The sequence below is a fragment of the Thalassovita mangrovi genome (genome assembly GCF_009857745.1).
GTDB classification, from domain to species: domain Bacteria; phylum Pseudomonadota; class Alphaproteobacteria; order Rhodobacterales; family Rhodobacteraceae; genus Thalassobius; species Thalassobius mangrovi.
On sequence record NZ_WWEN01000003.1, the window covers coordinates 616713 to 635790 of the forward strand.

The 19078-nt window shown below is 65.6% G+C and carries 14 protein-coding genes; 5 read left to right on the forward strand and 9 right to left on the reverse strand.

The annotated features are described in order from the left end of the window. The first annotated feature begins 2 nt into the window (after positions 1–2). Both GR167_RS09475 and pbpC read left to right on the forward strand, forming a co-directional pair. Positions 3–5438, forward strand: coding sequence for an alpha-2-macroglobulin family protein (locus GR167_RS09475; RefSeq protein WP_160973222.1), 5436 nt, complete (start codon positions 3–5; stop codon positions 5436–5438). Further along, entirely contained in the window at positions 5435–7468 is a 2034-nt protein-coding gene (gene pbpC, locus GR167_RS09480) for a penicillin-binding protein 1C (RefSeq protein WP_160973223.1), read from the forward strand. Before GR167_RS09475 ends, pbpC begins: the two co-directional genes overlap by 4 nt. On the opposite strand, the gene rsmD is transcribed toward pbpC, so the two are convergent. Further along, positions 7469–8026 carry a 16S rRNA (guanine(966)-N(2))-methyltransferase RsmD gene (rsmD, locus tag GR167_RS09485; protein ID WP_160973224.1) on the reverse strand — a complete coding sequence of 186 codons (558 nt, stop codon included), beginning with the start codon at positions 8024–8026 and terminating at the stop codon, positions 7469–7471. It abuts the gene before it with no gap. Further along, the gene (locus GR167_RS09490; RefSeq protein ID WP_160973225.1) at positions 8023–9234 is read right to left on the reverse strand and encodes an NAD(P)/FAD-dependent oxidoreductase; all 1212 of its coding nucleotides are present in this window, start codon (positions 9232–9234) and stop codon (positions 8023–8025) included. The genes rsmD and GR167_RS09490 overlap by 4 nt, the downstream gene beginning before the upstream one ends. 92 nt (positions 9235–9326) lie before the next feature. Between GR167_RS09490 and GR167_RS09495 the strand changes: the two genes are divergently transcribed. The 3 genes from GR167_RS09495 to GR167_RS09505 all read left to right on the forward strand — a co-directional run bounded on the left by GR167_RS09495 (position 9327) and on the right by GR167_RS09505 (position 12179). Next, the gene (locus tag GR167_RS09495) at positions 9327–9812 is read left to right on the forward strand and encodes a peroxiredoxin (protein ID WP_160973226.1); all 486 of its coding nucleotides are present in this window, start codon (positions 9327–9329) and stop codon (positions 9810–9812) included. A 250-nt stretch (positions 9813–10062) separates the two neighbouring features. Beyond that, positions 10063–11142: a hypothetical protein gene (locus GR167_RS09500; RefSeq protein ID WP_160973227.1), complete on the forward strand. Its 1080-nt coding sequence runs from the start codon at positions 10063–10065 to the stop codon at positions 11140–11142. A gap of 149 nt (positions 11143–11291) precedes the next feature. Next, the gene (locus GR167_RS09505; protein WP_160973228.1) at positions 11292–12179 is read left to right on the forward strand and encodes an EF-hand domain-containing protein; all 888 of its coding nucleotides are present in this window, start codon (positions 11292–11294) and stop codon (positions 12177–12179) included. Positions 12180–12260: 81 nt separating this feature from the next. Here GR167_RS09505 and GR167_RS09510 read toward each other — a convergent pair whose 3' ends face one another. The 7 genes from GR167_RS09510 to GR167_RS09540 form a co-directional block, all read right to left on the reverse strand. Next, positions 12261–13106, reverse strand: a complete 846-nt coding sequence (locus GR167_RS09510) for a mechanosensitive ion channel family protein (protein ID WP_160973229.1) — start codon at positions 13104–13106, stop codon at positions 12261–12263. Next, positions 13103–13399, reverse strand: a complete 297-nt coding sequence (locus GR167_RS09515) for a 4a-hydroxytetrahydrobiopterin dehydratase (RefSeq protein WP_160973230.1) — start codon at positions 13397–13399, stop codon at positions 13103–13105. The genes GR167_RS09510 and GR167_RS09515 overlap by 4 nt, the downstream gene beginning before the upstream one ends. Continuing rightward, positions 13396–14583, reverse strand: a complete 1188-nt coding sequence (locus tag GR167_RS09520) for a GNAT family N-acetyltransferase (protein ID WP_160973231.1) — start codon at positions 14581–14583, stop codon at positions 13396–13398. The genes GR167_RS09515 and GR167_RS09520 overlap by 4 nt, the downstream gene beginning before the upstream one ends. 49 nt (positions 14584–14632) lie before the next feature. Further along, the gene (locus tag GR167_RS09525; protein ID WP_160973232.1) at positions 14633–15400 is read right to left on the reverse strand and encodes a glycerophosphodiester phosphodiesterase family protein; all 768 of its coding nucleotides are present in this window, start codon (positions 15398–15400) and stop codon (positions 14633–14635) included. Then, positions 15397–15861 (reverse strand): RidA family protein, encoded by a 465-nt coding sequence (locus GR167_RS09530; protein ID WP_160973233.1) that lies wholly within the window; start codon positions 15859–15861, stop codon positions 15397–15399. Before GR167_RS09530 ends, GR167_RS09525 begins: the two co-directional genes overlap by 4 nt. A gap of 105 nt (positions 15862–15966) precedes the next feature. Further along, the gene (locus tag GR167_RS09535) at positions 15967–17286 is read right to left on the reverse strand and encodes an HlyD family type I secretion periplasmic adaptor subunit (RefSeq protein WP_160973234.1); all 1320 of its coding nucleotides are present in this window, start codon (positions 17284–17286) and stop codon (positions 15967–15969) included. Beyond that, a complete protein-coding gene (locus tag GR167_RS09540) occupies positions 17283–19016 on the reverse strand; it encodes a type I secretion system permease/ATPase (RefSeq protein WP_160973235.1) in 1734 nt (577 codons plus the stop codon). The genes GR167_RS09535 and GR167_RS09540 overlap by 4 nt, the downstream gene beginning before the upstream one ends. Between the last annotated feature and the right edge of the window lie 62 nt (positions 19017–19078).

Genomic DNA, 19078 nt, shown 5'->3' on the forward strand with positions numbered 1-19078 from the left:
TGATGCGCCGCGTTCTTTCCGCCGTTTTCGCCGCCCTTTGTCTGTTGTCGCCCGCCGCCGCCGAAGAGGCGGTGCCGCAGCGCCATTACATCCTGACCCGCGATGTGGATTTCTACGGCTCCGACCTGCAGGCGCTGTTCGATACCGATTTCGACGCCTGCGAACGCGCCTGCCTGGCCGATCCGAACTGCAAGGCCTTCACCTTCAACGAAAAATCCAACGCCTGTTTCCCCAAATCCGACATCACCGACCGCCAGCCCTATGCCGGCGCCTGGTCGGCCGAAATCGTCGAGAGTCCGGCGGGTCTTGGCGCGGATGCGGCGGCGCGCGCCGCCGCGGCGCCCTTCCTCGGGGACAGCGACATAAAGGCGGCGCGGGATCAGGCGCAGCGGATCGGCTGGACCCACCCGGCCGGGCAGTATTCGCTGGAAGCTTTGCTGAACGCGGCGCAGGACCGGCGCCAGCAAAAGGACTGGATCAACGCAATGCGCTGGATGGGCGGGGCGGTATCGCATAGCGATGCGCCCGATCAATGGCTGGAATATGCCCGCCTGTCGTTGCTGGCCGCCGAGGCCGACAAGAACAACAAGTACCGCTATCGCAGCCGCGCGCTTTCGGCGGCGATCAACGCCTATCTGCGGGCCGCCAACCCGGCGCTTGCCGCCAACAGCCTGCAGCTGATGGCGCAGGCCTTCGAGGCCAATGATCGCGGCCGCGACATGATCCCGGCGCTGCGTCTGGCGCTGGACAGGCAACCGAACTGGGCCGAGCTGAGCGATGCGTTGGACGACGCCATCGGCAAATACGGCTTCCGCATCACCGAACATGTCGCCGAAAGCGACAGCGCCGCCCCGCGCATCTGCGCCGAATTTTCCGACCCGCTGGTGAAATCCGGGGTCGATTACACGCCCTTCGTCAAGCTGCCTGCCACCGACATGGCGGTGACGGTCAGCGGCAACCGGCTTTGCGTCGACGGGCTGGATCACGGCCAGCGCTACAGCCTGACCTTCCGCGAAGGCCTGCCTGCCGCCAGCGGCGAAACCATGGCCAAGGATGTCACCATCACCCAATACGTGCGCGACCGCAGCGCTTCGGTTCGCTTCTCGGGCCGCGCTTACGTGCTGCCGAAATCGCCCGACGCGGCGCTGCCGGTGGAAACGGTGAATGTCGATGTGCTCGACCTGACCCTGCGCCAGGTCAGCGATCGCAACATGCTGCGGGTGTTCCAGTCGCACTATTTCGGGCGGCCGCTGAATTACTGGGAGGAAACCGATTTTGGCGCCCTGATCGGCGAACAGGTCTGGACCGGCAAGGGTGAGGTTCAGAACGAACTGAACCGCGACATGACCACCCGCCTGCCGCTGGGCGATATCATCGCCGACCTGCCCGCCGGGATCTACGCGCTGTCGGCCGAGGTGCCCGGCGCGGACCCCTACGAGGACCCGCTGGCGACGCAATGGTTCGTGCTGTCCGATCTGGGCGTGACCACGCTGAGCGGCGTGGACGGGCTGCATGTCTTCGTGCGCGGGCTGGGGGACGCCGAACCGGTGACCGGGGCCACGGCCACGCTGATTTCGCAATCGAACCGGGTGCTGGGCGAGGTGCAGACCGACGCCGAGGGCCACGCGCATTTCGATGCCGGGCTGACAAGGGGGCTGGGCGCGGCGGCGCCCGCGCTGCTGACCGTGGCGCAGGGGGATCGGGACCTGACCTTTCTGTCGCTGAAGGACCCGGCGTTCGACCTATCGGATCGTGGCGTCGAGGGCCGTGAACCCAGCCCGCCGATCGACGTCTTCCTGACCACCGATCGCGGCGCCTACCGCGCTGGTGAAACCATCCACGCCACCGTTCTGGCCCGCGACGGCACCGTGGCGGCGATCGGCGGCCTGCCGGTCACCGCGATCCTGACCCGGCCCGACGGGGTGGAATATGCCCGATCGCTGTCGTCGCAGGACAAGGCGGGCGGTCATGTCTTTGCCTTCGGTCTTGGCGACAGCGTGCCGCGCGGGTCGTGGCGGCTCGATATCAAGGCCGACGTGGATCAACCCGCGCTGGCCAGCCAGACCGTTCTGGTCGAGGATTTCCTGCCCGAGCGGATCGATTTCACCCTGTCGCTGCCCGATTACGACCTGCGCCCCGGGGACGAACCGCCGCTGACGGTAGAGGCGAAATACCTCTTCGGCGCGCCGGCGGGCGGGTTGTCGGTCGACGGGTCGGTGGTGCTGTCCGAGGCGGAGGAGCTGAAGGGTTATCCCGGCTATCGCTACGGGCGGCAGGATGAAAGTTTTTACAAACGCACCGAATTCTTCGGTGGCGGCGAAACCGACGATCAGGGCGTCGCGGTGATGCCCTTGCCGCTGCCCGCGATGGAAAATGCCGACCGGCCGCTGACGGCCGAAGTGCGGGTCAACGTCGCCGAAGGATCGGGCCGCCCGGTCGAACGGCGGCTGAAACGCGACCTGGCGCCCGCGAACCCGATCATCGGCATCAAGCAGATGTTCGACGGCGTGGTGCCCGAGGGCGGCGAGGCGCAGTTGCAGGTGATCGCGCTTGGCCCCGACTTGAGCCAGATCGACATGCCGGTGCGCTGGACCCTGAACCGGGTCACCCATCGATACCAATGGTATCAGCAATGGGGCAGCTGGAACTGGGAACCGATCACCACCCGCAAACCGATCAGCAGCGGCGAAGCGATGCTGGGCGCCGATCCCCTGACGGTCAGCGTACCGGTCGAGTGGGGCAATTACGAATTGGTGGTGGAACGGCAGGGTGGCGACTACGTGTCGGCCAGCAGTTCCTTCTATGCCGGATGGTACGCACCCGCCGATGTCAGCACCACGCCCGATACGTTGGAACTGTCGCTGGACAAACCGGCGTATGGAAGCGGCGAGGTCGCGCAATTGCGGCTGGTGCCGCGCTATGCGGGCAAGGCGCTTGTCACGGTGATGTCGAACCGGGTGATCGCGATGAAGGCGGTCGAGGTCAGCGAGGGCGAAAACCTGATCCCGCTCGACGTGACGGATGACTGGGGCGCGGGGGCTTACGTGACGGCCTCGGTAGTCCGGCCGATGGATGTGAGCGCCGGGCGCAACCCGGCGCGGTCGCTGGGGCTGAGCTATGCCAAGGTCGATCCCGGCGACAAGCAGTTGCAGGTGCGCCTCGACGCCCCGGCGGAGGCCGATCCGCGCGGGACGCTCGCCGCATCGGTGCAGGTCGAGGGCGTGAAGGAGGGCGAAACCGCCTATGTCACCGTCGCGGCGGTCGACGTGGGCATCCTGAACCTGACCGGATTCCAAAGCCCCGATCCGTTCGGCCACTATTTCGGTCAGCGCCGTCTGGGCGTGGAGATCCGCGATCTGTATGGCCGGTTGATCGACGGGATGAACGGCGCGATGGGGCAGGTGCGCTCGGGTGGTGATGCCGGGATGGGCGCCGGGTTCCAGTCGCCGCCGCCGACCGAGGAACTGGTCGCCTATTTCACCGGCCCGGTCGAAATCGGCGCGGATGGCAAGGCAAGCGTCAGTTTCGACTTGCCCGCCTTCAACGGCACGGTGCGGCTGATGGCGGTGGCCTGGTCGCCAACCGGCGTGGGGCAGGCCGAGGCGGATGTTCTGGTGCGCGACCCGGTGGTTGTCACCGCCAGCCTGCCGCGCTTCCTGTCGCCAGGCGATGAAAGCCGTCTTCTGCTGGAAATCGTCCACGCCACCGGCCCGGCGGGGCGGATGGGGTTGGACGTGACCGCCGATGGCGTTGTGCTCGATCCCGCCTCGGTGCCGTCGGGCGTGACGCTGGCCGAGAAGGGCAAACAGGTGCTGAGCCTGCCGGTCACGGCGGGCGAGGTCGGCGATCACGCGATCCGGGTGGCGCTGACCACGCCGGAGGGGCGGCAGTTGATCAAGGACCTGACCATCGGGGTGCGCAACAACGATCCTGAGGTGTCGCTGACGCAGCGCTTCACGCTCGACGCGGGCGATACCTTCACGCTGGACGGCGATGTCTTTGCCGGGCTGCGCCCGGGCAGCGGATCGGCGGTGGTGACGGCGGGGCCGTTGGCGCGGCTGAACGCGCCGGCGCTGCTGGCCTCGCTCGACCGCTACCCCTATGGCTGCACCGAACAGGTGACCAGCCAGGCGATGCCTTTGCTGTATCTCAGTCAGCTCAGCGACGCCTTGGGGTTGGGCAATCGCGATCGCATCAACAAGCGGGTCGATCAGGCGGTGGAAAAGGTGCTGACGCGGCAATCCTCCAACGGGGCCTTCGGGCTGTGGCGGGCCGGGTCGGGGGATTTCTGGCTCGACGCTTACGTGTCCGATTTCCTCAGCCGGGCGCGCGCCGAAGGGATCGCGGTGCCCGATACCGCCTTCCGCATGGCGATGGACAACCTGCGCAACCGGGTGAATTACAGCCCCGATTTCGACGAGGGCGGCGGCGACCTGGCCTATGCGCTGATGGTGCTGGCGCGCGAAGGCGCGGCGGCGATGGGCGATTTGCGCTACTATGCCGACGTGAAGGGCGATGCCTTCACCACGCCCTTGGCGGCGGCACAGCTCGGTGCGGCTTTGGCCTCCTACGGGGATCAGACAAGGGCCGACGCGATGTTTGCCCGCGCGGCAAGGATGCTGCAGCGCCTGCCGGATGAAGGCGCGCGTGTGCTGCGCGCCGATTACGGCACCCACTTGCGCGATGCCGCCGGTGTTCTGTCGCTGGCGGTCGAGGCGGGCAGCATGGCGGTGGATCGCGACGCGCTGGTGCAGCGTGTCGGGGCCGCCGGGAGGGCGATGTCGACGCAGGAAGCGTCCTGGTCGCTGTTGGCGGCCAAGGCGCTGGTGCAGGACCCGTCGATGACCGGGCTGGAAATCGACGGGCAGCCCGCGACAGGCCCCTTCGCCCGGATGTTTGAGGATCGGGTCGGCGCGCAGCCGATGGCGATCCGCAACGTGTCGGGATCGGCCACGCCGATCACCCTGACCACCACCGGCGTGCCCGAGGGCGGCGTGGATCAGGGCGGTTATGGCTTCCGCATCGACCGCAGCTATTACACGACAGAGGGCCAGCAGGTGACGCTGGATCAGGTCGAAACGGGGATGCGGCTGGTGACGGTGCTGAAGGTGACCCCGTTCGAGGATGGCGGCGCGCGGCTGATCGTCAACGACCCGCTGCCGGCGGGGTTCGAGATCGACAACCCGAACCTGCTGCGACAGGGCGATATCGGGGCCTTGGATTGGCTTGACCCGGCAGACACCGAATACAGCGAATTCCGCGCCGACCGGTTCCTTGCGGCGGTGGATCAGGACGGCAAGGATGCGTTCGAACTGGCCTATATTGTGCGGGCGATTTCGCCGGGCGAATTCCATCACCCGGCGGCCACGGTCGAAGACATGTATCGCCCGCAATACCGCGCCAATACCGCATCGGGCCGGGTGCGGATCGCGGAATGAAACGGCTCTGGCCGGTCCTTCTGGTGGCCCTGCTGCTGGGTGGGGCGGGCTTGCGTGACGGGTTTGACCGCTGGGTGGACCGGACCGAGCTGCCGCCCTTGATAGTCGACACCTCGGCCGAGGCGCGTGATCGGAACGGCGTGCTGCTGCGCGCCTATACGGTGGCGGATGGTCTGTGGCGGCTGCCGGTGGCGCGGGGTGGGGTCGATGACGGCTATATCGCGATGCTGCTGGCCTATGAGGACAAGAGGTTCTGGACCCATCGCGGCATCGACCCGCGCGCCCTGGCGCGGGCCGGGGCGCAGGCGCTGTGGAACGGGCGGATCGTGTCGGGCGGATCGACCCTGACGATGCAGGTGGCGCGGTTGCTGGAGGATGGCAGCACCGGGTCCTGGGCGGGCAAGCTGCGGCAGATGCGGGTGGCGCTGGCGCTGGAACGGCGGGTCGGCAAGGGGGCGATCCTGGACCTTTACCTGCAACTGGCGCCGTTCGGCGGCAATATCGAAGGAGTGCGGGCGGCGTCGCTGAGTTATTTCGGCAAGGAACCGGGGCGGTTGACCCCGGCCGAGGCGGCGTTGCTGGTGGCCCTGCCGCAATCGCCCGAGGCGCGCCGCCCCGACCGCCATCCGCAAGCGGCCGAGGCTGCGCGGGGCCGGGTGCTGGCGCGGGTTCAGCAGGCGGGGGTTTTGGGCGCCGAGGATGTTGCCGCTGCGGTTTATGACCCGGTGCCCCGGACCCGTCGCGCCTTCCCGGCGCTGGCGGCCCATGCGGCGGACCATGCGCGGGCCTTGCTGCCGGATCGCGGACGGATCGACCTGACGCTGGATGCCACGTTGCAGGCGGGGTTGGAGGAGCTGGCCGATCTGTCGCTGCGCGGCAAATCCGAGCGGTTGTCGATCGCGATCCTGGTGGCCGATCACCGCAGCGGCGAAATCCTGGCATCGGTCGGGTCGCGCCGCTTCGCGCCGGGGCGGGGGCAGGGGTTCGTCGACATGACAAGCGCGATCCGCTCGCCCGGATCGACGCTGAAACCGCTGGTCTATGCGATGGGGTTCGACCGGGGGCTGATCCATCCCGAAACCCTGATCAACGACCGGCCCGTCGCCTTCGGGTCCTACGCGCCGCAGAATTTCGACGGGCGGTTCCGGGGCGAAATCAAGGTGTCGGCGGCGTTGCAGGAATCGCTCAACATTCCCGTGGTGCTGCTAACCGATGAAATCGGGCCGGGCCAATTGATGGCGGCGCTGCGCCGGTCGGGCGCCGATCCGGTGATCCCGGGCGGAAAACCGGGGCTGGCGGTGGCGCTTGGCGGCGTCGGGGTCACGCTGCAAGACCTGGTGCAGCTTTACGCCGGGATCGCCAATGGCGGGCAGTCGGTGGCGCTGCACATGACCGGGGGGGCGGATGGCGGCGAGAGGATCGTCAGCCGGTCGGCCGCCTGGCAGGTCGGGCATATCCTGTCGGGGCTTGTCCCGCCTGACGGCGCGCCGCGCAACCATCTGGCCTACAAGACCGGCACCTCTTACGGCCACCGCGACGCCTGGGCGGTGGGGTTCGACGGGGCGCATGTGATCGGGGTCTGGATAGGGCGGCCCGACGGCACGCCGGTGCCGGGCGCCTTTGGCGGCGATCTGGCAGCACCCGTGCTGTTCAAGGCGTTCCAGCGGCTGAAGCCCGCGCTGGACCCGCTGCCGCCACCGCCGCCCGAAACGCTGATCGTCAGCACCGCCGACCTGCCCCAGCCGCTGCAGCGGTTCCGTGGCCGCCACGCGGTGTTCGAGGCGGAACCGGACGCACCGAAGCTGGCCTTTCCGCCCGACGGGGCGCGGCTGGCGCTGGACGGTGGCGGGCTGGTGCTGAAGCTGCGCGACGGGGCGCCGCCCTTTACCGTGCTGGCAAACGGAGCGCCGGTGCTGACCGGGTATCACCAGAGGCAGGCCGATCTGGGGCAGGTCGGCAAGGGGTTCCTGCGGCTGTCGGTGATCGACGCGAAGGGCCGGTCGGACCGGGTCGACCTGCTGGTCGAATGATCAGGCTTCCAAGAGCGTGATCGTGGTGTCGCCGTATCTGCGCGCGTCGATCTGGGTCAGGCCCTCGGGCACGGTCACGGCGGCGCTTTCTTCCCAGACGATCAGAGCGCCCTCGGCGATCCAGTTGCCCCGCAGCGCCGCTTGCAGGGCGATTTCGCCCAGACCCTTGCCATAGGGCGGATCGAGGAAGATCAGGTCAAAGGGATCGCCCGGGTTTTCCGGCAATTTGCGCGCATCACGGCGGATCATCTTGGTCTGCTTCTGCGCCCCGCAGATCGCGATATTCTGCTTGATCAGGCTGCCCGCCTTGGTGCCGTCATCGACGAAGGTGACGTGGGACGCGCCACGCGACAGCGCTTCCAGCCCCAACGCGCCGGTGCCCGCGAACAGGTCCAGCACCCGCGCATCGGTCACCGGATCGCCGAAGCGCCCGCCCATCAGCATGTTGAACAGGCTTTCGCGGGTGCGGTCGGTGGTCGGGCGCAGATGCGCGCCGGGGTCGCCCTTGCCGACCGAGGCCAGCGCGCGGCCCTTGAAGGCGCCGGCGACGATCCTCATGCCTGCATCAGCGCCTTGAGGTCGGTTTCCGGGTCGGCCACCAGATCGGGCGCGGGCGATTTGCCGCCGTCGATCAGCCGCTTGCCGACCATATAGGCGCGCGGATCGTTGGCGGCGTCCACCGCCAGCAATTCATCGCCCTTGTAATACCAGAAGGACACCGATCCGTCCTTATCGCCGGGCCGCGTGATCACCCGGTCATAGCCGGTGTTCAGTCCGGCGATCTGCAGTTTCACGTCGTATTGGTCGGACCAGAACCAGGGTTTCGGGACGTAGGTCTTGCCCGCGCCCATGATGTTTTCGGCGATGCATTCGGCCTGGTCGATCGCGTTGGGCACCGATTCCAACCGGATACGCGCGCCCTTGTAGGGGAAGGAGGCGCAATCGCCCGCCGCCCAGACATGCGGATCGCTGGTCTGGCCCAGTTCGTTCACCTTGATGCCGTTTTCGATCTCGATCCCCGCCGCTTCGGCCAGGGCGGTGGCGGGGCTGATGCCGACGCCGACGATGACGAAATCGACGTCCAGCTCGCTGCCATCCGACAGTTTCGCGCCCGAAACCCGGCCCTCGCCGGTCAGGGTGTCCAGCCCGACGCCTTCGAGGATGTTCACCCCGTGCGATGTGTGCAATTCGCGGAAGTAATCCGAAGTTTCGGGCGACGCGACCCGCTGCAGGATGCGGTCTGCCATTTCCACCAGCGTCACCTGCAGCCCCTTCTTGGCCGCCACCGCCGCCGCTTCCAGCCCGATATAGCCGCCGCCGACGATCAGCACCTTGGCGCCTTCGCGGAATTCCGGCGCCATCGCATCGACGTCCTTCAGCCCGCGCACCACGTAAACGCCGTCAAGTTCGCCGCCGATGGCGCCGGGCAGGCGGCGCGGCACCGACCCGGTGGTCAGCACCAGTTCGTCATAGGGGATTGCTTCGCCCCCCGCGATCACCACCTTGTCCTTGAGGTCGATCGCCTGCACGGTTTCGTCGAGATGCAGGGTGATGCCGTTTTCCGCGTAGAAGCTTTCGGGCCGCAGATACAGCCGTTCCAGTTCCATTTCGCCCAGCAGGTATTTCTTCGACAGCGGCGGGCGCTGATAGGGGGGAACGTGTTCTTCGCCGATCAGGGTGATGGAACCGGTGAATTCCATATTGCAGAGCTTGGCTGCGAGGGCAGCGCCCGCCTGTCCGGCGCCGACGACAACGACCTTTTTCATGATGGTTCTCCCGGTGAGAAATTGCTGGCTGGTCTTGCGGCGAACCCTATATGAGCGTCTGTAGGAAACGCAATCAGGGACATAAACAGACAATGACCATTTCAGTAGGCGATCACCTGCCCGAAGCCGTTCTGTCGCGGCTGGGCGACGAGGGCCCCGAAACCGTATCGCTGGCCGACAAGACCAAGGGCCGCAAGGTGGTGATCTTCGCGGTGCCGGCGGCCTTTTCGTCGACCTGCCAGACGGCGCATATGCCCAGCTTCATCCGCACCAAGGACCAGTTCGCGGCGAAGGGCGTGGATGAAATCATCTGCGTCGCGGTGAACGATCTGTTCGTGGTGAAGGAATGGGATCAGGCCACCGGCGCGGGCGCGGCGGGGATCACCCTGCTGGCCGATGCCGACGGGTCCTTCACCAAATCCATCGGGATGGAATTCGACGCCCCCGCCTTGGGGTTCTTCGGCCGCTCGAAGCGTTACGCGATGCTGGTCGAAGACGGCGTGGTGACCCTGTTCCAGCCCGAACAGACGCGCGGTTGCGAAACCTCCAGCGGCGAGGCCTTGCTGGCCGCGATGTGACGATGACCGCCCGCAGACCGGAATGGCCGGTTTGCGGGCGATCCCGGACCGGGGCGCGAGCGCCATCGCAAGCCCGTCGAAAATTCAATTAAAGATTTCAGAATAAATACCGTTGCTCGCCCATAGGTAAACTTGTCGGGCTTTCAGCGATCCCCTAGCCTTTCAATTCAATATCCTTTTCCGGCTCCGCTTGCGGGGCCTGCCCGGTCTTTCAGGGGCTTGCATGTCTATTTCAAAAAGGAAAATTCCAATGTCATACATTTCGAAACTCCTTTCGCTTTCCACCGCTGCCGTGCTGTCGCTGCCGACGCTCGCCCAGGCCCAGGATTGGCTGACCATGTCGGACGCGGATTTCGCGATGGCCTATGTCGATCAGGCTTTCGGCGGCAGCCCGGAGGAACGCTACGAGGTGGCCTGGATGCTGTTCGCCCGGGTCAATCAGCAGATCGAAAGCGGCGGTCACACCCTTTCCACTTGGGAAACCTGGCCCAGCGATCCGGACACGTTCCAGCCATCGCCGAAATTCGTCCTGGGGCAGGTCAAGCGCGAAAGCCCCGCCTTCGTGACCAGCAAGGCGGTGCGGTCCGGCATGGTCGACACCAAGGATGTCGGCGTCGGCAAGGAGGAAGTGACCCGCAACATGCTGGGATACGATTACATCGTCGGGCACGGGCTGAACGCGGCGGCGGGCGTGACCGCCTATCTGTCGGCGGGTAACATGGTGCAGATGCCGATCGGGTCGGTCGAGATCAAGGCGCGGTGGGAAGCCGCGAACACCCCCGAAACCGAAGGGGCCTACCTGTTCTACAGCGGGCAATACGCGCTGACCGGCCTGCATATCATGGTGAAGATGCAACAGACCCCGGAAGCGGTCTATACCTCGGACGATCCCAGCTGGTTCTGGACCACCTTCGAATTCGACAAGAACCCGGGCCTTGCCCATGCCCGAACGCTGATCGACCAGCCGCATGACAGCGCCACGGCGGCGCGGGCGGCGATCCTGCAACAGGCCGGGCTGGGCGGGTCGCCGTTCGAGATGTATTCGCCCAACGGTACCCAGATCACCTTTGAAGAAGATGGCGCGTTCAAGGTGCTGGGCCATACCATGATGGAAGATTTCGCCGGGGTGCCGCAGGGGCCGGTGGTCGATTGGACCTCGTGGAATTCTTCCTGCCATGCCTGCCACGCCACCGCGTCCTGGGACATCAAGACCAGCAAGGGCAACGACATGCCCGAACCGGTGGGCAAGCTGACCGCGCAGGACCTGGAGAATCTCGAAGGCTACACGCCGCTCGATTTCATGTGGCCGATTGCATTCAACGCCAAGTGACAATCTGAACCTGCATGGCGAAAGGGGCGGGCGCGCCCCTTTTTTTACTTGGCGATAGGGGGTTAGGGGATCGTCCGGAAATTGACCTAAACTCACCCCGCGTCAGCGCCGTTAGCCTGACTCGTAAGGTTTACGGTGAGGGTTTAACGATGAACATATCGATTTCGGTGTCTATGCCCACGATGATGCGGCACGGCCATTCGCAGGGGCGCAGCGAAGACGCAGCGGCGACGACGATCGGCGACAAGCTGGTGTCGAAACTGGATCAGGATCAGGATGGCGGTCTGTCGGCGTCCGAACTGGAAGGCACCAAGCTGGGCAAGAAGCTCAGCATCGACCAGTTTTCCAAGATCGACGGCGACGGCGATGGCAAGCTGACGGCGGACGAGCTGAATTCCAACCTGAAGGAGGCCGGGCTGCCGGGCCGCCGCGAAGGCTGGGGACGGCACCCGCATTGGGGTGGCGGCCGGCATGGCGGCGATACGGCGAACGCGATTTCGCAGCTTGCCGATCTGCAGGCCGCAACGACGGAAACGACCACCACGGTGGTGGCGTTCGAACAGACGGTAAGCGACGGGACCAGCGAAACGACGACGAGCTTCGTCGCGATCCAGTCCACCACCACCACGACCGGCGCCGCGGGTGACACGGTCGAGGGCACCGCCGTTGCGGCGGATGAACCGGCAGAGACCAGCGACGCCATCGAACTGGCCAACGCGATCGATGCGACGGATGAGCCCGACAACGCGGTCGAGCTGGCTGAGGAAGTCGAAGCGGAAGCCGCGGCTGCAGCGGCCACCGAGGCCGAAGGCGGCGAGGCGGTCGCGGACCCTGCAGTGGCCGAGGTTCTTGCCGAAGCCGCGGCCGAAGAGCTGGGCGATGAAGCGGTGGTTGCCGATCTGGTCGAGGATCTTGCCGAGGACGACAGCGGCGCGGAGACCACGTCCACCGCAGCCACCGCCGCCGGAACCACGACCGTGACGACCAATATCCTGGCGCTGTCGGTCTATTCCAAGACCACTGCCGCCGCCGCGTAAGCGGGCAGAACGGACTGGCGCAAAACAAAACCCGCCCCGGATGCGTTCCGGGGCGGGTTTTTCGTGTCTGTCAGGGTGTCTTTACGATTGGATGACGGTGCGGGTGGGGAAGGGGATGTCGACCCCGGCCTCGTCCAGCGCTTCCTTCACCTTGCGCTTCATATCGGCCTGATAGGCGAAGTAATCCGACGATTTCACCCAGGTTCTGGCCAGGAAATCGACCGAAAAATCGCCCAGGTTGTTGACCTGCAGGAACGGCGCGGGATCGCTCAGCGAGCGGGGATCGTCCATCAGCACCTTGCGGATCGTGTCCTCGGCCAGTTTCAGATCGGCGCCGTAGCCGACACCGAACACCCATTCGGCGCGGCGGGTGTCATAGACCGAATAGTTGGTGATCGTGTTGCCCCAGACCGCGGCGTTGGGGATGATCGTCTGCACGTTATCGGGGCTGGTCAGTTCGATATAGTTGAGCGAGATGTTCTTGACCGTGCCGGTCTGGCCACCCACCACCACGAAATCGCCCAGCTTGATCGGGCGGAACAGCACGATCATCACCCCGGCGGCGACGTTGGAAAGCGTGCCCTGCAGCGCCAGGCCGATGGCCAGGCCGGCGGCACCGATCACCGCCACGATCGACGTGGTCTGCACCCCGAAGGTGTTCAGCACGAACAGGACGGCAAAGCCCATGATCGCGTAACGGGTCAGGTTGCCAAGGAAGTTGAAAAGCGTGTCGTCCAGGTCTTCGTATTTTTCGCCCAGATGGATCAGCCGCCGCCGGGCCCAGCCCGACAGGATGCCCCCCAGCACGAGGATCGCGATGGCGGCCAGCACCGACCCCGCGACAGAGGCGAGGAAGTCGATGGTCAGAAAATCGCCGAGGGTCTGGCCGTTCCAGACCTCGACATTCAAAATATCGGAAAAGGTCATTCTGCGAGTTGATCCATTTTGCGTGCAAGTTTCGCGTCAAGCGCGCTGAGCCCGCCGACATCGTGGGTGGATAGCGTCACTTGAACCGTCTTGTAAACATTGAACCATTCCGGATGGTGCCCCCATTTTTCCGCCCAAAGCGCGGCGCGGGTCATGAAGGCGAAAGCGGCGGTGAAATCGTCGAAGGTGTAGGTCTTTTCGATCGCGTCGCGCCTTTCGACCATCGCCCACCCGGCCTCGAACAGCGGTTCCAGCATGGTCTTGCGACCGGTATCGCTCAGCAATTCACTCATTCCTGTTCCTCCCCTTGTGTCTTGCGAAACGGGCCATAGGCGGTGAGGATCTCGATATCCTCGGCCACCGCGGCCCGTTCGGCCTGCAGATATTGTTCGACCGCCTCGGCAAAGCCGGGGTCGGCGAACCAGTGCAGCGAATGGGTGGTCGCCGGCAGATAGCCGCGCGCCAGTTTGTGTTCGCCCTGTGCCCCCGCCTCGACCCGTTGCAAACCGGCGTCGATGGCGAACTCGATGGCGCGATAATAGCACGCTTCGAAATGCAGGCAGGGGTGATCTTCGATACAGCCCCAGTAACGGCCGAAAAGCGCTTCGGCCCCGATGAAATTCAGCGCCCCGGCGATCGGCACCCCGTCGCGGTTGGCGATCACCAGCAGGATGTCGTCGCGCATGGTGTCGTGGATCAGGTCGAAGAAGGATCGGGTCAGGTAGGGCGATCCCCATTTGCGCGCGCCGGTGTCCTGGTAGAAGGTCCAGAACGCATCCCAATGATGCGGCTGGATGTCGTCGCCGGTCAGCATCTCGATCGTGCCGCCGAAATCACTGGCGACGCGGCGTTCCTTGCGGATGGTCTTGCGCTTGCGCGAACTGAGAGAGGTGAGGAAATCGTCGAAGCTATGATAGCCCCGGTTGACCCAGTGGAATTGCTGGCTGGTGCGGTGCATCAGCCCCATGCGTTCGCCCGCCAGCGCCTCGGCCTCGGTGCAAAACGTGATGTGGAGCGACGACAACCCGTTATCCGACGCCACCTGCACCGCGCCCTGGATCAGCGCTCCCATCCCTGCCGCGTCGAAACCGGGGCGGGTCAGGAAGCGCCGCCCGGTGGCGGGGGTGAAGGGCACCGCGATTTGCAGTTTCGGGTAATAGCGCCCGCCGGCGCGTTCGTAGGCATGGGCCCAGTTGTGATCGAAGATATATTCGCCCTGGCTGTGCGATTTGGCGTAAAGCGGCGCGCAGGCGATGACCTGACCTCCGGCGCGCGCGACGAGGTATTGCGGCTGCCAGCCGGTGCCGGGGCCGACCGATCCGCTGTCTTCCAGCGCTTTCAGGAAACGGTATGTGGTGAACGGGTCCCTCGCCCGCCCGCCTTGGGCGGTCTCGGGGCAGGCGCAGGCATCCCAATCGGCCGGATCGATCTGATCCAGCGATCCAATCAGTTGAATTTCCACGGTTTGATCCGTCATGCCCCGACCCTTTGCGCCCGATCACTATCTGGGGCGGGTGGGGTTTGGATCAACCCGGGATTTCCGCAGCGTAGCCTTCGAAGGTGATATTGTCGGCGATTTTGCGCGCCTCTGCCTCGGCTTCGGGCGACCGGATGGTCCAGCACAGCAGGTCCGCGCCGCGCCGTTTCAGGTCCGTTACCCGGGGCCGGTCCAGATCGCAGGCTTCGTGGCTGATGAAGCAGCAGCCCAAGGCGTCGTAATCGGGAATCTCGCGCAGCCGGTCGCGGGTGCCGCCGGGCAGCAGTTGCCAATCGTCCGACCGGTAGGCCGAGGTAGTCAGCCCGCGCGGAATGTCGGGGCAAAACCCGGCCATCTTCTGTATCGAATGCGGGTTGAAGGACATCAACGCGACCGGGCCTTCGTAGCCCTGCAGCGCGCGCGCCGTGGCCTCTTCGAGCTTGCCGACATTGCCGCCCATCTGGCCGTCCTGATCCTTGATTTCGATCAGCAGCGGTGAGCGGCCCGCGACCTGTTCCAGCACCTGCGCCAGCGTCGGCACGGTGTCGGTGCCGCCCAGCAGGGCGATCTGTCCCAGCTCGTCGGCGCTGCGGCGCTGGATCGGGCCTGTTTCGCCGGTCAGCCGGCCCAGGTCGTAGTCGTGAAACACCATCGCCTGGCCGTCGGCGGACAGTTGCAGGTCGATTTCGATCCCGTATCCGGCCGCGATTGCGGCATGAATGGCCGCCGGAGAATTTTCCGGCCGGCCCTGGGCGATGTCGTGCAACGCCCGATGGGAAATCGGGCGCTGCAGGAAAATGTCGGGAAGCCGGGTCATTTGATCTGGAAAATCGCTTCGATTTCCACCGCGACGTTCAGCGGCAGCGCGGCGGCGGACACGGCGGAACGCGAATGGCGGCCCTGATCGCCAAGCGCTTCGACCAGGAAGTCGGAACAGCCGTTGACCACCTGCGGCTGTTCGGTGAAATCGGCGGTCGAGTTGACGAAGCCGGTCAGCTTGACCACCCGCACCAGACGGTCCAGATCGCCCCCGCAGGCCGCCTTGCATTGCGCCAGCAGCGCGATGGCGCAGGTCTTGGCAGCGGCGGCGCCGTCGGCGGTGGTCATGTCGGCGCCCAGCTTGCCGGTGATCAGCCCGTCGGGGCCGTTGGAAATCTGACCCGAAACGAAGACCAGATCGCCGACCTGGACGAAGGGCACGTAATTGGCGGCGGGCGCCTGGGCCTCGGGCAGTGTGACCCCCAGTTCGGCGAGGCGGGATTCGATTTGTCCGGTCATGATCTTTCTCCTGTCAGGGAATTTCTGGCGGCGACGCTAACGCGCTCAGCCGCGAATGCAACGCCAAACCGGGCGTAACCGGGCCCGGTTCGCGTTGCAGGGGTATCATTCGCGGAAGGCCTTGGCGAAATAGTCGGTCACCGGCTTCAGGAGATAGGCCAGCGGTGTGCGGTCGGCGGTGCGGATGAAGCTTTCCACCGGCATGCCGGGCACCAGAGTAACCCCTTCGGGAAGCTTCTCGATCTCGCCGTCTTCCATCACGATTTCCGCCCGGTAGTAGGAATGCCCGGTTTTATCGTCGGTGAAGGCATCGGCGGACACCTTCGACACGTGGCCCTTCAGTTCCGGCGTCGTGCGCTGGTCCAGCGCCGGGAAGCGCAGCACCGCTTCCTGGCCGGGATAGACCTGGTCGATATTGATCGTCTGCACCTGGGTCGCGATCACCAGCGGGCGGTCCTGCGGCACCAGGTACATGACCGGATCGGCGGGCCGGATCACCGAGCGCGGGGTGTAGAATTGCAGCCCGTAGACCACGCCGGAAACCGGCGCGCGAATGTCCAGCCGGTTCAGCCGGGTCAGCAGCGCCCGGCGCCGTTCGGCCAGTTCCAGTTCCTGGTATTGCAGGTCGCGCAGCCGGGCGACCGCCTCTTCGCGCCGCGCGGTGTCGAGCTTCAGGATTTCGATCTGGGTTTCGGTGATCCGCCCTTCGGCCTGCGCCGACTGGGCGATCAGGTTGCCGACCTGGCCGCTGAGCCGGGCCTCTTCGCGTTGCAGCGACAGCACGCGGGACGCCTGGGCAAGCCCGCGGTCGAGCAGCGATTGCTGGCTGGTCAGTTCTTCCTCGATCAGCTCCAGCTGCCGCGACAGCGCCACGCGCTGCGCTTCCAGCCCTTCGATCTGGCTGCGGATCTGCGCCACGCGCTTTTCAAGCTGGTCGGTTTCCTGCCGTTCGGAATCGTCGCGCGCGCGCAGCAGCCGTTCCTGACCCTCGATCAGGTCCTGTACTTCTTCGTTGTCCTGCGCCGCCTGCAGCAGCACCGGGTCGAAATCGATTTCCGAATTGCCTTCCTGTTCGGCCTCGAGCCGGCCGCGCCGCGCCATGAGTTCGAACAGCTGGCCTTCGACGATGACCAGTTCCGATTTGAGCTCGGTCGGGTCGAGCCGGATCAGCAGCTGGTCGGCCTCGACGAAATCGCCCTCGTCGACCAGGATTTCCTGGATCACGCCGCCATCGGGGTGCTGCACGACCTGGCGGTTCTGGTCGACCTCGATCTGGCCGCTGGCGACGATGGCGCCGGCGATCTGGGTCACCACCGCCCAACCGCCGAAGCCGCCGACCAGCAGGGTCAGGGCCAGCAGGCCGATGAAAAGCGGCCCGCTGACGGGAAAGGTTTTCGGGGTCTTGTTCGGGGTCTGGGCGGTCATTGCACGCCCCCCTGTCCGGCGGTTTTCTGGATCTGCTGGGCGTTTCTCACCACTTCGTTGAGCACTTTATCCTTCGGGCCGAAGGCCTTGACCGCGCCGTTTTCCAGCACCAGCAGCAGGTCGCATTCCTGGATCGCCGCCGGGCGGTGGGCCATGATGATCACCGATTTTCCTTCGGATTTGAGCGTCTTGATCGCCGAGTTCAGGGCCTTCGATCCTTCGTTGTCGAGGTTGGAATTGGGTTCGTCCAGCACCAGGATCACCGGGTCGGAATACATCGCGCGGGCCAGGCCGACGCGCTGAATCTGCCCGCCCGACAAGCGGCCGCCCGAAGCGGTGACGCGGGTGTCATAGCCGTTGGGCAGTTTCAGGATCATGTCATGCGCATCGGCGCGCTTGGCGGCGGTGACGATCTTGTCGGGGTCGGGTTCGGGCGCCAGCCGGGCGATGTTTTCGGCGATGGTGCCGTCGAACAGTTCCACCCGCTGCGGCAGATAGCCGATCAGCTGGCCCAGCACCGTCGCGTCGTATTGATCCAGCGTCGCGCCATCCAGCCTGATCTTGCCGCCCGCCGGGCGCCACAGCCCGGTGATGGCGCGCGCCAGCGACGATTTGCCGGCGCCCGAGGGGCCGATCACGCCCAAGGCGGTGCCCGGCGGCAGCATGAAATTGACCACCCGCAGGGTCGCCTGCGCCTCGCCCGGGGGCACCACGGTCAGGCCCTGGACTTCCAGCTTGGCCTTGGGCGCGGGCAGCGGCGTGCGCGGAACCTCGGCCGGGACCATCGACAGAAGCTCGGCCAGGTTATTCCACCCCTTCGAGGCGCGCTGCACCACCGACCATTGGTTGATCAGCATCTCGATCGGCGCCAGCGCCCGGCCCATCAAGATCGACCCGGCGATCATCGCGCCCGGGGTCATTTCCCCGTGCAGCACCAGATAGGCGCCAAGCCCCAGCATCGCCGATTGCAGGAACTGTCGAAACACCTTGGAGGCGACCGAAAACCCGCCGCCGGAATCATTGGCCGAGATGAATTCGCGCAGCGCCTTGTTGCGGCTTTTCTGCCAGCGGTGGAAGGTCGCGTCGCGCATCCCCATCGACTGCACCGATTCCGCCTCGGCCTGCAATTGCGCGGCGATATGTTCGGATTGCACCACCGCCTGGTTCGCCTGCGCCATCGGCCGCCGGGTGAAGGCCTGGTTGGTGACGGTGATCAGGATCAGGACGACGCCGCCGCTGATCGCCAGATAGCCCAGCCACGGGTGGAAGATCATGATGCCGAACAGGAAAAACGGCGTCCACGGGATGTCGAAGAAGGCGGTCAGCGCCGGGGAGCTGATCAGCCGCTGCACCGATTCCAGGTCGCGCAGCCCGGTGGCGGAATGTTCGTCCGGCTTCACCGCCGCCTTGCGAATCACCGCGTCGAACACCCGCCGGTCCAGCTTTTGCTGAAACCGGGCGCCGACCCGCGCCATGATCCGGGTTCGGGCGATGTCCAGCATCCCCATCATCAGGAACAGGAAGGCGACGAGAAGCGTCAGGCTGAACAGGGTTTCGACCGAGCGGCTGCCCAGAACGCGGTCATAGACCTGCAGCATATAAAGCGGGCTGGTCAGCATCAGAAGGTTTACGAAGAAGCTGAATAAAGCGACGATCCAGTAAAGTCCGCGGCTTTCGCGCCGTGCTTCCAGAAGTTCCTGCCTGCCTTTTTCGGTTTGTCGTTGCTGCATCCGCGTCATTTCGCCATTTTTTCAAAATACTCTCGTTCGCCTCATGGTCGGATAAGACCCAC

What these genes read in the sequence shown, in the direction of transcription:
- GR167_RS09475 (WP_160973222.1), top strand. Translation starts at nt 3, where the DNA reads ATGCGCCGCGTTCTTTCCGCCGTTTTCGCCGCCCTTTGTCTGTTGTCG.
- GR167_RS09490 (WP_160973225.1), bottom strand. Translation starts at nt 9,234, where the DNA reads ATGAAAAAGGTCGTTGTCGTCGGCGCCGGACAGGCGGGCGCTGCCCTC.
- GR167_RS09510 (WP_160973229.1), bottom strand. Translation starts at nt 13,106, where the DNA reads ATGACCTTTTCCGATATTTTGAATGTCGAGGTCTGGAACGGCCAGACC.
- pbpC (WP_160973223.1), top strand. Translation starts at nt 5,435, where the DNA reads ATGAAACGGCTCTGGCCGGTCCTTCTGGTGGCCCTGCTGCTGGGTGGG.
- GR167_RS09515 (WP_160973230.1), bottom strand. Translation starts at nt 13,399, where the DNA reads ATGAGTGAATTGCTGAGCGATACCGGTCGCAAGACCATGCTGGAACCG.
- GR167_RS09535 (WP_160973234.1), bottom strand. Translation starts at nt 17,286, where the DNA reads ATGACCGCCCAGACCCCGAACAAGACCCCGAAAACCTTTCCCGTCAGC.
- GR167_RS09520 (WP_160973231.1), bottom strand. Translation starts at nt 14,583, where the DNA reads ATGACGGATCAAACCGTGGAAATTCAACTGATTGGATCGCTGGATCAG.
- GR167_RS09505 (WP_160973228.1), top strand. Translation starts at nt 11,292, where the DNA reads ATGAACATATCGATTTCGGTGTCTATGCCCACGATGATGCGGCACGGC.
- GR167_RS09540 (WP_160973235.1), bottom strand. Translation starts at nt 19,016, where the DNA reads ATGCAGCAACGACAAACCGAAAAAGGCAGGCAGGAACTTCTGGAAGCA.
- rsmD (WP_160973224.1), bottom strand. Translation starts at nt 8,026, where the DNA reads ATGAGGATCGTCGCCGGCGCCTTCAAGGGCCGCGCGCTGGCCTCGGTC.
- GR167_RS09500 (WP_160973227.1), top strand. Translation starts at nt 10,063, where the DNA reads ATGTCATACATTTCGAAACTCCTTTCGCTTTCCACCGCTGCCGTGCTG.
- GR167_RS09530 (WP_160973233.1), bottom strand. Translation starts at nt 15,861, where the DNA reads ATGACCGGACAAATCGAATCCCGCCTCGCCGAACTGGGGGTCACACTG.
- GR167_RS09525 (WP_160973232.1), bottom strand. Translation starts at nt 15,400, where the DNA reads ATGACCCGGCTTCCCGACATTTTCCTGCAGCGCCCGATTTCCCATCGG.
- GR167_RS09495 (WP_160973226.1), top strand. Translation starts at nt 9,327, where the DNA reads ATGACCATTTCAGTAGGCGATCACCTGCCCGAAGCCGTTCTGTCGCGG.